Origin of the sequence: Lewinella sp. IMCC34183 (assembly GCF_003390915.1) — a bacterium.
GTDB lineage: Bacteria > Bacteroidota > Bacteroidia > Chitinophagales > Saprospiraceae > Neolewinella.
Genome location: NZ_QMEM01000002.1, coordinates 185,048 through 200,552 on the forward strand (window position 1 = coordinate 185,048; position 15,505 = coordinate 200,552).

13 protein-coding genes are annotated in these 15,505 nt (G+C 62.0%); all 13 read right to left on the reverse strand.

Features of this window, described 5'->3' with window-relative positions; translation table 11 throughout:
• Positions 1–4 precede the first annotated feature (4 nt).
• A complete protein-coding gene (gene mfd, locus DQG19_RS06025) occupies positions 5–3,412 on the reverse strand; it encodes a transcription-repair coupling factor (RefSeq protein WP_116125339.1) in 3,408 nt (1,135 codons plus the stop codon).
• Positions 3,413–3,596: 184 nt separating this feature from the next.
• Complete coding sequence (gene gldN, locus DQG19_RS06030; RefSeq protein ID WP_232826450.1) at positions 3,597–4,532, reverse strand: gliding motility protein GldN; 936 nt, start codon at positions 4,530–4,532, stop codon at positions 3,597–3,599.
• Positions 4,533–4,652: 120 nt separating this feature from the next.
• Positions 4,653–6,320: a GldM family protein gene (locus tag DQG19_RS06035; protein ID WP_116125341.1), complete on the reverse strand. Its 1,668-nt coding sequence runs from the start codon at positions 6,318–6,320 to the stop codon at positions 4,653–4,655.
• A gap of 65 nt (positions 6,321–6,385) precedes the next feature.
• A complete protein-coding gene (locus DQG19_RS06040) occupies positions 6,386–6,997 on the reverse strand; it encodes a GldL-related protein (protein WP_116125342.1) in 612 nt (203 codons plus the stop codon).
• A 104-nt stretch (positions 6,998–7,101) separates the two neighbouring features.
• Positions 7,102–7,602 carry a peptide-methionine (S)-S-oxide reductase gene (locus DQG19_RS06045; RefSeq protein ID WP_116125343.1) on the reverse strand — a complete coding sequence of 167 codons (501 nt, stop codon included), beginning with the start codon at positions 7,600–7,602 and terminating at the stop codon, positions 7,102–7,104.
• Between the two features lie 33 nt (positions 7,603–7,635).
• A complete protein-coding gene (locus DQG19_RS06050) occupies positions 7,636–8,352 on the reverse strand; it encodes a hypothetical protein (protein ID WP_157974355.1) in 717 nt (238 codons plus the stop codon).
• Positions 8,353–8,724: 372 nt separating this feature from the next.
• On the reverse strand, positions 8,725–9,231 hold the full coding sequence (locus DQG19_RS06055; protein ID WP_116125345.1) for a pyridoxamine 5'-phosphate oxidase family protein: 507 nt from the start codon (positions 9,229–9,231) through the stop codon (positions 8,725–8,727).
• Between the two features lie 139 nt (positions 9,232–9,370).
• Positions 9,371–10,363, reverse strand: a complete 993-nt coding sequence (locus tag DQG19_RS06060) for a DUF3089 domain-containing protein (RefSeq protein WP_157974356.1) — start codon at positions 10,361–10,363, stop codon at positions 9,371–9,373.
• Positions 10,364–10,513: 150 nt separating this feature from the next.
• Positions 10,514–11,752, reverse strand: coding sequence for a kynureninase (gene kynU, locus DQG19_RS06065; protein WP_116125347.1), 1,239 nt, complete (start codon positions 11,750–11,752; stop codon positions 10,514–10,516).
• 2 nt (positions 11,753–11,754) lie between these two features.
• Positions 11,755–12,990, reverse strand: a complete 1,236-nt coding sequence (locus DQG19_RS06070; RefSeq protein WP_116125348.1) for an FAD-dependent oxidoreductase — start codon at positions 12,988–12,990, stop codon at positions 11,755–11,757.
• A 51-nt stretch (positions 12,991–13,041) separates the two neighbouring features.
• The gene (locus DQG19_RS06075) at positions 13,042–13,809 is read right to left on the reverse strand and encodes a glycosyltransferase family 2 protein (RefSeq protein WP_116125349.1); all 768 of its coding nucleotides are present in this window, start codon (positions 13,807–13,809) and stop codon (positions 13,042–13,044) included.
• Positions 13,809–14,600 (reverse strand): 3'(2'),5'-bisphosphate nucleotidase CysQ, encoded by a 792-nt coding sequence (gene cysQ, locus DQG19_RS06080; RefSeq protein WP_116125350.1) that lies wholly within the window; start codon positions 14,598–14,600, stop codon positions 13,809–13,811. Before cysQ ends, DQG19_RS06075 begins: the two co-directional genes overlap by 1 nt.
• 56 nt (positions 14,601–14,656) lie before the next feature.
• Entirely contained in the window at positions 14,657–15,499 is an 843-nt protein-coding gene (locus DQG19_RS06085; protein WP_116125351.1) for an alpha/beta hydrolase, read from the reverse strand.
• Positions 15,500–15,505 lie beyond the last annotated feature (6 nt).

Sequence of the window (15,505 nt, forward strand, 5' to 3'; positions counted from 1 at the left end):
CAGTCTACTGCGCCTTCTCCAGTTCCTTCTCGTTCTTCACCTCGTCCACGCGGTCGGATAGGGCCCGCAGGGTATCCTGTGCCTGGGTCAGGTTAAACACCCGCTCTTTGATGAGGGAAAGCCGGCGGGGGGTCTGCTTGAGGCGCAGCCCCCGCAGCTTGCCCTCCTCGGCGATGATGCCGCTCAGGGCCTTGAAGATGTCTGAATCGTAGTACAGCGACTGGGCGTCCTCCACGAAGAAGCACATCAGCTTGTCGTTCTTCAGGACGACCCGGTCGAATCCGAGTTGCCGGCAGAGCCAGCGAAGCCGGAGCCCGTCGAACAGCTCGCTTACCTCTCCGGGTATGGGTCCGAAGCGGTCCTTCAGGCCGGCCGCGTAGGCCTCCAGCCGCTCCTCGTCCTCGATGTTGTCGAGGTCCTGGTAGAGCCGCAGGCGCTCCTGGGTACTCTCCACGTAGTTGGTGGGGATGTGCATCTCGGTGTCCGTCTCGATGGTCACGTCACGGACGAAGTCACTTCCCTCCGTCATCGTATCGGCAAAGACGTCGCGGAATTCGCCCTGCTTCAGCTCGCGCACCGCTTCCTCCAGGATGCGCTGGTAGGTTTCGTAGCCGATGTCGGCGATGAATCCCGATTGCTCGCCCCCGAGCAGGTTGCCCGCCCCGCGGATGTCGAGGTCCTTCATGGCGATATTGAAGCCGCTACCCAGTTCGCTGAATTCCTCCAGCGTCCGCAGCCGCTTGCGGGCGTCGGGGGTGAGTACGCTCAGTGCCGGTGCGATCAGGTAGCAGTATGCCTTCTTGTTGGACCGCCCTACCCTACCCCGCAACTGGTGCAGGTCGCTGAGGCCGAACTGGTGGGCGTTGTTGATGATGATGGTGTTCGCGTTGGCGATGTCCAGCCCCGTTTCGATGATGTTGGTACATACCAGCACGTCGTACTTGCGGTCGATGAATTCGATCAGGGTCTGCTCGAGTTCCTTCGGGTCCATCTGTCCGTGGGCGACGGCGAACTGCACGTCCGGACTCAGCCGCCGCAGCATGGTGACCATATCCGTGAGGTTCTTCACGCGGTTGTGCACGAAGAACACCTGACCGCCCCGGTACACCTCGTTCTCGATGGCTTCCTTGATGACCTCCTCGTTGAACTGCCGCACCTCCGTATGGATCGGTTGCCGGTTGGGCGGCGGGGTCCGGATGACCGAGAGGTCGCGGGCGTTCATGAGGCTGAATTGCATGGTGCGCGGGATGGGCGTCGCCGTCAGGGTCAGCGTATCCACGTTCACCTGCATGGCGCGGAGTTTCTCCTTGGCCTTCACGCCAAACTTTTGCTCCTCGTCAATGATGAGCAGGCCGAGGTCCTTGAACTCTACCTTTTTGCTGAGGATGGCGTGGGTGCCGATCAGCACGTCAAGCTTGCCCTCCTTGACTTTCTTGAAGATCTCGGTCTTCTGCTTGGCGGAGCGGAAGCGGTTGACGTAGTCCACCTCCACGCCGAACTCCTCGAGCCGCTCCTTGAAGGTGCGGTAGTGCTGCAGGGCCAGGATAGTGGTAGGTACGAGTACGGCCACCTGCTTGCCGTCGGCGGCGGCCTTGAAGGTGGCCCGCAGGGCGATCTCGGTCTTGCCGAAGCCTACGTCGCCGCAGATCAGGCGGTCCATCGGATGGGGCTTCATCATGTCCCCCTTCACGTCGTTGGTCGCCTTCAGCTGGTCGGGGGTATCCTCGTAAATGAAACTCGCCTCCAGTTCATTCTGCAGGTAGCCGTCCGGCGGGAATGCGTGGCCGGGGGTGGCCTGCCGCTTGGCGTAAAGCTTTATCAGCTCGCCCGCCATATCCTTCATCTTCTTCTTGGTGCGCGACTTCAGGTTCTTCCAGTGGTCGCCGCCGATCTTGTCGAGGCGGGGCAGTTGCCCGTCCTTCCCGCTGTACTTCGACAGCTTGTGGAGGGAGTTGATGCCCACGTAGAGGATGTCGTTGTTCTTGTACACCAGCCGTACCGATTCCTGCACCTTACCGTTGATCTCCAGCTTTTCCAAACCGGAGAAGCGCCCCACGCCGTGGTCGATGTGTACCACCAGGTCGCCGGCGGTCAGGTCGCGCAGCAGGCGGAGGTTGAGGGCCTGGTCGCGGGTGAATCCCCGCCGGAGCTTGTAGCGGTGGAAGCGCTCGAAGATCTGGTGGTCGGTATAGCAGGCGGACTCCAGTTCGCTGTCGATGAAGCCGGCGTGGATCGACACGGGGATCGGCTCGAAGCGGACGTCGGCGTTCAGGTCGTTGAAGATCGAGTAAAAACGCTCGATCTGTTTGGGGTTATCGGTAAATATGTAGTTCGTCAGCCCGGAAGAGGTGTTCTCCAGCAAGTTCCGGATGAGCAGCTCGAAGTTCTTGTTGAAGCTGGGTTGCGGCTTGGCGCGGCAGTCGATGGCCTCGTCAATACGGACCGGTTGCTTGTAGTCGCTGAAAAAGACAATGGGCTTATCCTCCACGTCCTGCATCACCTCCCCCGGCCGGATAAAGGCGCGGTCGTCGAAGAGCCGCTTGAGTTCGGCATCGTCGATGAGGGTCAGGTTCTTCCCGAATTCTTCGGCCTTTCGGAAAGCTTCCTCGAGGCGGTCGAGCAGGAGCTGAAAATCCTTCAGCCAGATGGTCGTGTCTTCCGGCAGTACATTGAAGATGCTCGTCTTCTGGTCACGCTCGAACTTGGTGTTGATGTTCGGTACGATACTGACGTAGCTGACCGATTCCTTCGAGAGCTGGTGAAGCGGGTCGAAGGTGCGGATACTTTCCACCTCATCGTCGAAGAGCTCGATCCGGTACGGGTACTCGTTGCCGTAGCTGAAGATATCGATGATGCCCCCCCGGATACTGAACTGCCCCGGCTCGTAGACGAATTCCTCCCGCTTGAAGCCGTACTCGACCAGCACCTCGATGATGGTATCCACGTCGATGTCCTCGCCCTTCGTGATCTCGATGCGGCTGCTGGTGAGCACCTGCGGCGCGACCACCTGTTCAAAAAGGGCTTCCGGGTAGGTCACGACTACTTCTCCCTTGGACTGGCTGTGGGTAAGGTAGTTGATGGTCTCGGTCCGCATCAGCACGTTCGTCGTGTCCAGCACATCGAAGTACAGCGGCCGCCGGAAGCTGTCGGGCAGCAGGCGCACCTCCTTCTTGGGCAGCAGCGCCGCGATCGAATTCTGAATATAGGCGGCTTCCTCCTTATCGGTAGCAACCACGAGGTAGTGGCCACCGGACTTACGGTAGCACCCGGCGACCAGGATGCTTTCCAGGGCTCCGGCGAGTCCGCGGAGTTGTACCCGGGCGGCGGGGCCTTCCCGACGGGTCAGGGAGAGTAGTTTAGCTACGCGCTCACTGTCGGCGTAGTGCTGCACCAATTGCTCGGTAGGATTCAAGAGGTCTGGGGTTTGGGATAAGGAAGTAGGACTAGAGTAACCCGGTTCGTAGGTATCTGGTTCCGCACTTCGGTTTTCGCCAGCGGGTGTCCCTACGCAAACGTGGCAGACCGGATTGCTCCAATCTGCCACGCCTGTCTCGCGGATACTACCCGACTACCGTACTAACGAACTACGGTACTGATTAGTAGCTCCAGAGATCCTGTTCGTAGTTGAAAATCTCCTGCTTGATGCGCTCCGACTCGAGCAGCTGCTCACGGCCGCTGCGCTCGGGACGATCGATCCGTTCGTCGAGTACGTTGCTGGCCTTGGTGATGTAGCTGTTGAAGTAGCGGTATTCGAATACGTCCTGCCAGCTGCGGTTGGCCGCATCGTTCCCGAAAGCAAACGCTTCCTCGTTGGCGAGGAGCTGACGGGCCTCGGGGTAGTACACCCAGAACATCGGGGCTTCAACCGTGCGGGAATCCTCGGTAGGAATGATCTGCATCGGGGCGATACCCAGGATGCGCACCTTCATGGTGCTGCTTTCCTTGTCGAAAAACCACATCTCCTGGATGCGGTACCGCTTGACGGTGGTGGGATCGAAGAAACGCTCCTCCACGACGGGCACCTGCTCGTAGGTCACGGGGTCGGTAACCATGACGGTGTCGAAGCCACCGGCCAGGTTGGCCAGGGAGGGGCCGTCCATCAGCATGCTGAAATTGTCGCCACCGATCGGGTTGAAGACCCGCAGGTCACCCGATTGAGCGGCTTCGAGCAGGATGGTGATGAGGGGCCGTTGGGGGTTGATGAAGGGCAGGTTGATCTTCTCCTGTACGTCGATGACGCGCCAGATGCGCCGCTTCCACATGATATCGGCTTCGCGCAGGTTCTCGTAGGGAAGTACCCGGCGCTCGCGCAGGGTGCTGTTGTCCACGATGTCGTTGAGGGGCGGCTCGAACTCGCCGTCCTGCATCAGGGGATTGTCGTCTCCGGCGCCGGGCAGCGTGAAGGTGCTCGGCTGTTGCTCGGGGGTGGTGGGGGTCTGGGCTGAGGCTACGGCGGATACCGCAAACACAAGCAACAAAACCATCTGATACGCTGCCTTCATGGGGAAGAGGGTGGATTTGAAAATTATCATACGAACGTTCTACCAACGTTGTTCGCGACCGCTGTGGTATACCGATTCACCAAAACGGGCCGCTGACAGGTAGAACCGTCGGCGGCCCGTGCAGGTTGGTCGGTTGGCGGCCGAAAGGAGTTACCGGATCGAGAAGGCCATGGTGCCCAGGTCGCGGGCGGCGGCGTCGCCGGGACACTTGGCCCGGATATTCTTGAAGGTGTAGTTGTCACCCGGCTTGGCACGGCCAATGAGCGAGGCGGCATCTCCCGAGAAAGCTCCTCCGGCATTGGTAGCCTGCAGGACATCCTCGCGGGCGGGGATGTAGACCAGCTGGAAACCGGCGATCTCGCAGCGGGCGTCGAAGTCAAAGTTCTTCAGCTCGGCGAAGAGGCCCCGCTGGGCGCGGAAGGTCGAGTTGGGAATATCGCCGCCCTGCTGACCGCCCATGGTGGGGGTGGGGTCAGGGATAGGCTTCACCCGGAAGGGGAAGGTGCCGAGGGTTTGGCCGTTGGCGGTTACCGTCACGTTGGTCGTGTTGTTACCGGTGGGGCGGACGCCCGTCACTACGTAGCTGGTACCCGAACCGGTGCCGCGAACGGCGTCGCCGAAGCTGACGCGTACGTCGTTGGAGCTGACGCCCGCGGCGGAAACGGTAATGGGGTTTTCAACGCCCATGTAGAAGACGTTCATCTTGTCAGCGGAGACGGCGACGGAGCGCGTGCCTACCTCGTACTGGAAAGAACCTTCCTGCTCGACAACGTCGCCGGTGAGGGGGTTGGTCACCCGTACGAAGGTGTTGATAGTCTTGGGACCCGGCGCACCGCCGGCGACCAGGCTGAAGTCAGCGGTACCGTCGGCCTTGATGGGCAGGTTTTGACCGTTGACGCGGAGCGTGATGTTCTCGGGCTGGAGGGAAGACGAGTAGCTACCTACGGAAACGGTGGCGTTGAGGCGCTCACCGCCGATGACGTAGCTCTTGTCGGCCTGGAAGACGGGGAAGAACTTGTCAAAGACGATCTGCTTACCGCCAGCCATCTGCACGATGTCGTTGACCAGGTTAGCCTCGGAGACCTTGAGGTCCGAGCGGATCTGGGACATCAGGGGCAGTACGGCGGCCAGGGGCATGTGACCGAATTTGTAATCGGCCCAGCTGACCTTCTTATTGTTGGCCTCGCGCCAGGTTTCGTCGTCGATTCCGAAGGGCATGTTCTCGGCTACGCTGGCAATGCGGGCCTGCGCCTCGGTTTCCTCGATCTGCAGCACGTCACCGTGCTCGGTGAGCAGCTTAGTGTAGGCGTCGATAAGATTTTGCCGCGTCTCGATGATGCGCCGCTTCAGTTCTTCACCTTCGCCGGTACCTTCGGCTACCTGACCGTCGGGGCCCTGTACGAGAATACGGGTCGTTACGTCCTTATTCTTCTTACCCTTGGGGGCGAGGACACCGTGGCTTTCGATGTAGTCGCCCTCGATCGTCATTTCGCCGTCGTTGTTACCGGCCACGTCGATAAGGTTGTCCGAAAGCTGGGATACGTAGGTATCGAAGTTAGCGGCCTCCTGGCGGATGGTTTCGATCGTAGGCTGCAGTACACGGTACTCAGCCTTGGAATCGTCCTTCAGCAGCTCGTTGAGGCTCGCGACCGAATCGTCGATCTGCTCGTTTACCGTAGCGATACTGTTCTTATTGCCCTCGTCGAGGGTCTGGAAGGCGTCCATCACCTCGGCGGAGACGTTCAGGGCCAGCAGCGCCATCAATACCAAGTACATGATATTGATCATCAACTGCCGGGGTTCCTTAGGAATTGACATAAAATGGGTTGGTTTGGACCGCCGCGCAGTGGGGCGGTCTAGGGTTTAGAGTAGTGGGATTATTACTAGGCCGTGGGGGCACGCATGGCGCTGATCATGTTGCCGTACACGTTGTTGAGCGTGGTCAGGTTACCGTTCAGCTGCTGCATGTTCTTCTTGTACACCTTGGTCTCGTCGGTCGTAGCGGCGAGGTCGGCCATGGCTTCGTTGAGCTTGGCGTAGAAGTTACCCATCTGCTTGATCTGGGCGGAGGTACCGCTGAAGTCGGCCTCCTGCAGGGCCTTCAGGCTGCTCATGCTCTTGGACATGGTTTGCAGTTCGACCAGCATACCGCCAAGTTGCTCTTCGACAACTTCGCCATTGAGGGCCGCGACCTGCGGGGTAGCAGCTACGGGACCGCCGGGGGTCAGGGGCTGTACGTCGCCGTGGTAGCTGGACAGGCCGGGGTACAGTTTGTCCCAGTAGTAATCGGGCTCGGGACCGAGGATACCGATCAGGAGGAACAGAGCTGCCTCTACGCCTAGGCCCAGCGTGAGCAAGTCGATGGTCGCGCCACCAATGGTGGGCATTTCCCAGGACTGGATCTTATAGAGAGCTCCAAGCATTACGACGGCCGCGCCGACGCCAATGATGAAGTTCTTGATGTACTTAAACGTGGGGGATTTGAAAAAGCCCATAGGAAGAGTATGGATTAGGAATTCGGAGGAGTAATGGGTGGCGAGCCGACAGGGCCCGCTACGCCAGCGGAATTAACGGGGTTTTAACCGTGGGAACCAAGCCCTTATTGCTTATTACTAAAAAAAAGGTCCGGCCGGTCCGCCCGCAATCGTTTCACTTTCGGCGCAATGTACCGCCGGCAGAAGGGACGGTCGGGATCGCGACGGAAGTAGTCCCGGTAAGCGGGAGCGGAGGCACGGAAACCCGCGTACCGTAGTACACGCGTCACCAGGGGTTGATCATAGTCAGCGGCGAGCACGGACAACGCCGTACGGCACCGTTCGGCCTGCCGGTCGTTGAACGCGTACACCGCCGAACGGTACCGCCCCCTGAGGGAGTGGTCACTCGTGGCGGCGTGGGTTTGCAGGTGCACGGCCAGCAGTTCGGCGAGCGATACCCGCTCCGGATCGAAGTGTACGATCACGGCTTCGGAAAACGCGTCGTCGGGTGCCGGGGCGGAAATCCACCCCTGATCGACGTGCGTGACGCCCGCAAGAGATACGAATACCCCCTCCGTGCACCAGTGGCAACCGCCGCCCAAACCGATTCGCCCTTGCGCTGACACACCACTATAACACGTTCACCCCCGAAAGGATGATCAAGCTACCCTCCGCTCACGGCTTTGCCAGATCAATCTCTTACCCTCGTGTCGTACGGCAGACGCGGTACGCCCGAATAGCTGCGACAGGCGCTCTGCATCGTTGGTGTAGCACATGGCCTCGATCAGTAACGCCCGCTCCTCCCGGGTCCACGGCTCGAACGATCGCGGCACTCGCTGCCGGGCCCGCTGCATGTAGGCCGGGAGCCGCGCGGTCTCTTTCTTGAGGCCCAGGCCGGCTACCTCCCGCGCCAGTTCTGCGGCCTTCGTTTCCGTGAGGTGATCGAAGGTCTCGGTGCGGAAGAAGTCTTCGGTTTCCCAGGGCTTTTCCGCGGAGAGGTCCGGGGCGGTTTCCGCAAGCACACGGGTAACTGCCGTCAGGATTACCCGCCGCGGCAGGATGCCCCGGTACTTCCGGTACGCCGGTAATCCACGAAGGCGGGGATCCACGAGGCTGCGACTGCCGATCAGGACCCTGGCGACCTGTTGCGGCGTGGGTGAATACCCGAGGTCGCGCAGATGACGGACCAGCGAGCCCGTTTCCTCCCTGAGTAGGGCGTCCGCATCTTCATCCCGGCACAGATCCCGCAGGGCCCGTGAGAGGATGTCATGTACGGGTGCGTCCGACAGGCAGCTGGCCGCTGTGGTGGGTGATCCGGTGGGCAGTTGGCCGGAGTAAAGGCGATGAAGAAGATGGATGAGTTCAGTACGGTTCACGGTTACGTGGTTTGCGGGTGATTCAATTGCACCGGCAAACTTCCGCGGCATGAGACTGAATAGTCGTCAATTATCCGTTTACTTACGATTATATGCGTTTAGGGACGGGTATGGGGATCAATGGGGTGGCTGTTATTGGCTGGTTTGGTGATTGCCCGGATGTTGATTTGTACCCTGGTTACCGCTTACCGTTGCTTTACTTCATCGCGGTCGGAGACCGCCTTTTACCTGCGCGGTCGGAGACCGCTTTGTACTCTCGCGGTCGGAGACCGCTTTGTACTGCGAAGGGGCCAGACCTCTACGGTCTGGCCCCTTCGTTCAACTGAAGTTCCCGGCTGCAGGGCCTCAGTCTTTTTCATTTATCGGGTCCGGCTACGGGTTCACCTTGCCCTGGACACCATCGTCCATCGTCTTGCCGACTACGACGGAAGCGGCCATCTTGGCGAAGGCTACGACCTTTCCGTGCTGGGTATCCCAATAGTAGCCCTGCCGGGGCTTGAAGTGGATGAGGCTAAGGTTGGGATCCGTGGGTCCTTCCTGGAACCATACCTTGGACATGGGGGACCAAAGCTCTTCCACCTTCTGCCGGTCGTACATGACCACTGCGTCGCCGTAAAGGCTGAGGTACTCCTCTTTGTCCTGGCTGCTGTAAATGATCTGGGCTTCGGGTTTTCGCTGGAGGTCCGCGTTGCGGTCACTGTCCTTGGTGCTAAAGAACCAGATGGAGCCGTCGTCCTCTACCTTCTGGGTAGCCATCGGAGCGGTGGAGAAGGGCTGCGCGTCAAGCTTGGTGCAGAACATGCAGGTGCGGGTATGGTCGGCAATTTCCTTGATCTTGTCAATGGCCTCGCGGCTGAATAAATTTTCGGTCTTGCCCATGGGTCTTTTTCTTTAGTCGAACGTAGGCCCCCGACCACCGGTTCGGGTGGCGCGATACATTGAAAGGCCGGATGTCAACCTACTGGCCCGGCCACCGCGGGTCTGGCGGTCCGCCCGGTGCGGTAACCCAAGCCGCCGATCAACCTTCCACGAACCCCTGCACCCGCGCCCGCGCATTGTTGCGCACGTTGACCCAGAAGAGGTTGTAGTCGGCGATATGGTAGTTCTTGGTGTTGAAAAAGATGTCGCCGAAGAAGCTGGGCTTGTTGGTGAATAGCCCCGCGCCACGGATCTCGGCCCACACCAGTTCAGGTATCGGACCCGCCTTGTACTTGTACAGCACTCCGCCCTCGTTCAGGCTGGCGGGCGCGCGGCCGGTATCGGTGGTCCACGTGAGCGGATTCACCACCGCTACTTCCGGATCGTCGGCACCCGGCGGCACGTCGAAGTCCTCACGGTACGTGCGCCAGGTCACGAAACAACCCGTTTGTCCGGCGCTCTCGCAGACCGGTATGTCGGCGTATCGATCACGCCGGATTGGCATACCCACGAGGTAGGCGGCGACCAGCCGATCGCGTAGGGCCTTACCGGTAAAGCGGTCTTCCAGCAGGCGTTCGGCGTGGAGGGTACCCTGGCTGTGGCCCGCGATGATCACCGGGCGTCCGCGGTTGTAGTGGCGTAGGTAGTGGTCGAAGGCCGCCAGTACGTCGGCGTAGGCCGTATCCAGGGCCCGCTGCTTCACCGCGGCGCCGTCGTCGTTGAAGACGGCCACGTGCGCCTGACGGTAGCGCGGCGCGTAGACCTTGGCCGCGCCGTTGAAGATGCTGGCCTGGTTGAGGATGGTCGACTCGCCGACGTCGGCATTCAGCTTTTCGTCGTCCAGGCTGGCGTTCCACATCCGGTCGTCCTTGCGGGTGTCGGTATAGATCGTAGGATGGATGAAGAATACGTCAGCTTGGGCCGTGGCCTGCATATCCTGCAGGCTGTCGCCCGGCGTACGGTCGGCGTAATCGTCGGTGCTGGGTAGGGCAGCCCAGCTACGGCTGGAGCGGTAGTCGGGAGGGGGCGGAACGGGGAAGCTGCCATCAGAAGGCAGATCGGGAATGGAAGCGCAGGTTGCCAGTGAAAACACCAAATAACCCAACAGGAGGGCTACTGATGCACGCGGGTATCCTGCGAAAGGTAGACGCCAATAAGCGCCAGAATTGCCAGGAGTAGAATGGTCATGTGTCTCTTTGAATAGTTGTCTATACAACCCTGAAATTTTGCAATAGGTTCTCATTTAGTTCAAGTTTGCGCTGAGGGCTTCCTCCAGCAGAGGCACCACGCGGTCCACTTCCTCGCGTGTATTGTAGAGCGGAGCCGGGGCCAACCGGAGGACACCGCCGCCACTGCCGTCCAGGTTATCCTGCCGGTAATCACAGATGAGTCCCCTGGCGGACAAGTCCTTTTCCAGTGTAGGCCGGTGGCCCGGCAGGTAGACCGATACCTGGGCGCCACGCTGTTCGGGATCCTCCCCGGTAAGCAGGCGCACACCCTCTAGTTGCCGGAGATCGGCGTATAGGGCGGCGGTGAGTTCCCGGCTGCGTTGCCGTAGCGCGGTCATTCCGCCCGCCCGCTCAAATAGCGGCAGGCTGGCGAGCAGGGGAGCCATGCCCAGCACGGGGACGGTAGACAACTGCCAGCCCGCGGCCCCCGCGGCGGGGTGAAAGTCCGACTTCATGAGGAAGCGGTCGCTCTCGCGGTGGCCCCACCAGCCGGCAAACCGCGGCAGGTCGGGCCGCTCAGCGTACCGCTCGTGCACGAACAGTCCGCCGGGCGCTCCCGGTCCGCCGTTCAAATACTTGTAGTTGCACCAGGCGGCAAAGTCGCAGTCCCAGTCGTGCAGCGAAAGCGGCACGTTACCGGTGGCGTGCGCCAGGTCGATGCCCACCCGGGCCCCGACGGCACGCCCGGCAGCTACGATACGGCCGAGCTCGAAGAATTGCCCGGTATAGTACTGTACGCCGGACCACAGCACGAGAGCCAGTTCGTCGCCGGCGGCCTCGATAGCGGACAGGATATCCTCCGTTTCGATGGTGGCGGCACCGGGGCGGGGGGCCACCTCGATGAGGTCGCTGGCCGGATCCAGGCCATGGTAGCGGAGCTGCGACTGTACCGCATGCTGGTCGCTGGGGAAGGCGCCGCGCTCCATGATGATCTTGCGGCGTTTCCCCTCCGGGCGGAAGAAAGTCACCATCAGCAGGTGCAGGTTGACCGTCAGGGCGTTGGCGGCCACTACCTCCTCGGGGCGGGCACCTACGATGGCGGCGAGGCCGTCCTGCAGCCGCCGGTGGTAGCCGAGCCACCCGCCTTCGGCGCCTTCCCACCAGCCTTCGACCCCCCGGTCGCGCCAACTGTCGAGTTCCTGCCGCAGCCGGGCCTCGGCGGCGCGGGGTTGCAGGCCGAGACTGTTGCCGCAGAAGTAGAGGTGGGGAGTGCCGTCGGCCCCGGCCGGAAGAAAAAACTCGTCGCGAAGCATGACTAAAGACGTAGTGCCCCTTCGGCGGCCAGGCGTCCGCTACGCAGGGCGGCGTCGAGGGAGCCGTTGAGCTGTTGGTCGCCCGCCAGGAAGACCCGGTCGATCAGGCGGCTGTGGGTAGCATCGTAACGGTAGCCGACCGAATCCAGTTCAGGGAGCGCATGGGGCACGTCGTACCGGCGGATGAAGCTGAGCGCGTCGTTGGGCAGCCGGGTGTGCCGCAGGAGGTCCTGCTCGGCCTGGGCCATCGAATCCGTACCGGGACATTCCTTGAGAGAAACACTGATGAGTGACCCGCCCTGCTGGTGCAGCTTGTAGGTAGGCGCCACCTCGTCGAGTACGCAGAAGGTATTAATGGTACTGGTGGGGTCGGAAACCAGATTGATGAGGCGGTTTTCCTTGAGCCGGCGTGTACTGTAGTAGTACAGGTTGGTGGTCGACTTCCACGCCTGCCGGCCGGCCAGCTGGGGGATCAGGGCGTTCGGGGCGCAGGCCACGATCACGGCGCGGGCGTCGATCGTACTCCCGTCGGCGAGACGGACGGAGCTCCCCTCCACGGCGGCTACCTCGCAGTTCATCCGCAACTCGGTACGTTCGAGCCGCGCGACCAGCTGCCGGGGTATGGCCTCGATGCCTTCGGCCGGCAGTACCGCTTTGCCCTGGGCAAACATCTTGAGTACGAAGCGGAACATCGCCGCCGGGGTAGTGAGCTGCTGCTCCAGGAATATACCGCCGAAGAAGGGTCGGAAGAACCGCTCCACGATCTGCTCGCTGAAACCGTACTCCCACAGGTAGTCCATGGTAGGCTGCTCGTGGTGGCCCTCGAAGCACGCTTCGGGGCTGCTGCGCATCAGCCGCAGGCCGAGCTGCGCCAGCCGCACCTTGTCCTTGAGGGTACCCACCGGGGAGAGGGCGGAGCGAAACAGCTGTGCCGGCTCGCGTAGGGGGTCGGCGAAGCGAAAGTGCTGTTGCCGGGTATGCACGTGGCCGCCGGGGCGGAAGGCCTGCACGCCCAGGGCGTCAAGGTCGAGGTAGCGCTTCACCTCCGGGTACTCGGTCAGTAGCACCTGGAAGCCCCGGTCGAGCCGGAAGCCATCCACCTCGTCGGTGCGCAGCCGCCCCCCCGGGGCATCGCTTTGCTCGAGCAGGAGCGGGCTGTGGCCGGCGGCTTCGAGGGTGAGGGCGGCGGCCAGTCCGGCTACGCCCCCCCCGATGATGACGTATCTGTCTGCGTTCAATTCGGGGCGATTGGTGGTGCAAAGATGCTAAACAAGGCGGACCCTTACCAGTCACTGCCCGGATTTGCGCCGCTCCGCCATCAGGTAAGCGTAGCGCAGGAAGACGCCGTAGGCCAGTACGCCGCTGATCACCAGTCCCTCACGGCCGTCCCGAAAGCCCCCCTGGAAGAGGTAATGCTTGCAGAATCGATAGACTGGCTTGACCAGCAGGTGGTACAGCCCCACCCGGGGGGTGCGGTCGGCGTGATCCTGCGCACTCCAGCGGGCGTAGCGGCGGGTCTTGTCCAGGAAATGGTCCAGGTCCTTAAAGGTATAGTGCAGCAGCCGCCCGCGCAGCCGGCCAACCCGCAAGCCGTCGCGGACGATCTCCTCGTGCACCTGCTTGGCGTCGTAGCGGGCCCGGTCGCGGTGAAAGAACCGCACCACCTTGTCGCCGGCCCAGCCGCTGTGGTAGATGCGGCGGCCCATGAAGTGGTTGTCGCGCCCGATCCAGTAGGCGTCCGCGGCTTCCGGGGCCTCCAGCAGGCCGTCGATCTCCGCGCGCAGCGCGGGGGTCACGATCTCGTCGGCGTCCAACAGCAGCACCCAGGGATGAGCGGCCCGGGCGATGGCCCAGTTCTTCTGCTCCGCGGGGCCCCGGTACGCCCGCTGCACCAGGTGGACGCCGTCGCGCCCGGCCAGGTACTCCGCGGTACCGTCGGTACTGAAGCTGTCCACCACCGTCAGGTCGTCGCTCCACCCCGCCACGGCGTCCAGCGACCGACCGATGATGTCGATCTCGTTAAAAGTGGTGTAGATGATGGACAGCGGCCGGGACATCAGCAGCTCAGCTGCCCCTCGCTCACGTTGCCGTAGGCTACGAAGTGGGGGTTACGGAGCACCTCCTTGTTGTAGACCAGCTCCTTGCCCGTGCCGTCGTCGACCAGACGGCCACCGGCCTCCAGGAGGATGGCGTGGGCCGCGGCCGTGTCCCACTCCATCGTGGGGGCGAGGCGCGGATAGAGGTGGGCCGCGCCCCGCGCCAGTTCGATGATTTTGAGCGAACTGCCGCGGCTAACGATCTCCGGATCGTTCAGCTTGTCCATGAAGGCCTGTGTAGCGTCGTTGAGGTGGCTCCGGCTGGCCACGACCCGCAGGTTGGTGTCCTGTAGGGTAAAGCGTTGGGCGTGGATTTGCCCGGCACCCTCCTGCCAGGCCCCCTTGCCCTGGGCGGCGAAGAACAGCTCATCCTTGACGGGGACGTAAACGGCCCCGAGTACCGGGCGGCCGTTCTCGATCAGGGCGATATTGACGGTGAACTCACCGTTTCGCTTGATGAATTCCTTGGTCCCGTCGAGGGGATCTACCAGCCAGAAGCGGGTATACTGCTGCCGCTCCGCGTAGGGAACGTCTTTTCCCTCTTCAGAAACGATCGGTGCCTGCAGCGTGAGTTCACGAAGGCCGGCCACGATAACGTCGTTGGCGGCTTTGTCGGCCTTGGTCAGCGGACTAGCGTCGTCCTTCGTTTCCACCCCGAAGTCGTCGGTGTCGTAGATCTTCAGAATGGCGGCCCCGGCGCGGCGGGTTACCTGTCCCACTTCGCGGGCCAGCTTGAGGTAGTCTATTTCCATGATACAAAGCTACAGGTTTACGCCGCGATTTACCGGCTACGGACCGGGGAACCTGCCTATCCCTTCACCGCCCACTCCAGGAATTCGATCACCACCTCTCCCCACGTTTCGGGCTCGTGGCGGCCACCGGCCACTTCCACGTAGGTCATATCGTCTCCCGGGGTAAGCCCCTTCTGCTGCAGCAGGGCCATCAGTTGGAGAGTATCGTCGATGGCGTCGATCACGCCGTTGTTATTGCGGTCGGCCGATTCGTCGTCGGTCCCCGCCATGAACCAGAACCGGTTGGTGATCGATTTGCGGCGCGCCCGCGCCACGTAGTCGTGGACGATCCGGTTGGCGTCGGGCAGCTTGGGATCGTAAGCCCGCCCCCGGTACCAGAGCGAACCGCTGAAGACGCCCGCGGTACGGAAAGCCTTGGGATGCCGCCAGGCGATGTCGAAGGCACTCAGTCCCCCCAGGCTGAAACCGGCAATACTGCGGCGATCGGCGCTGTGGTACAGGTTGTTGTGACTTTCCAGCCAGGGCAGCAGCTCTTCGGTGATGAAGCTGGTGTAGGCCGCCGCCAGCTCCCCGTGTCCGGCGTGGTCGCGCCGGCCGGCCGTCCCGTATTCGCGCAGGCGGTCGTTGGCGTACACCCCGACGACCAGCGTGGGCGGAAGGCGCTTTTCGCGGTAGGCCCGCGTGAGGCGGCGCTGCATATCCATCCGCGGCAGGTCCTGCCCGTCGTTGAACACCGCCAGCGAGAGCAGGCGCCACGGCGGCACCGCGGGGCGGTACAACTCGATGCGCACCTGTCGCATGAGGTGCTTGCTGGTCAGCGTATAGCTGCGCTGCAGCAGCCGCTTGCGGCGCGACAGGACGCTGCCGGCCAACTGCCGGAGATAACTGATGGGTTTCACGGTCCA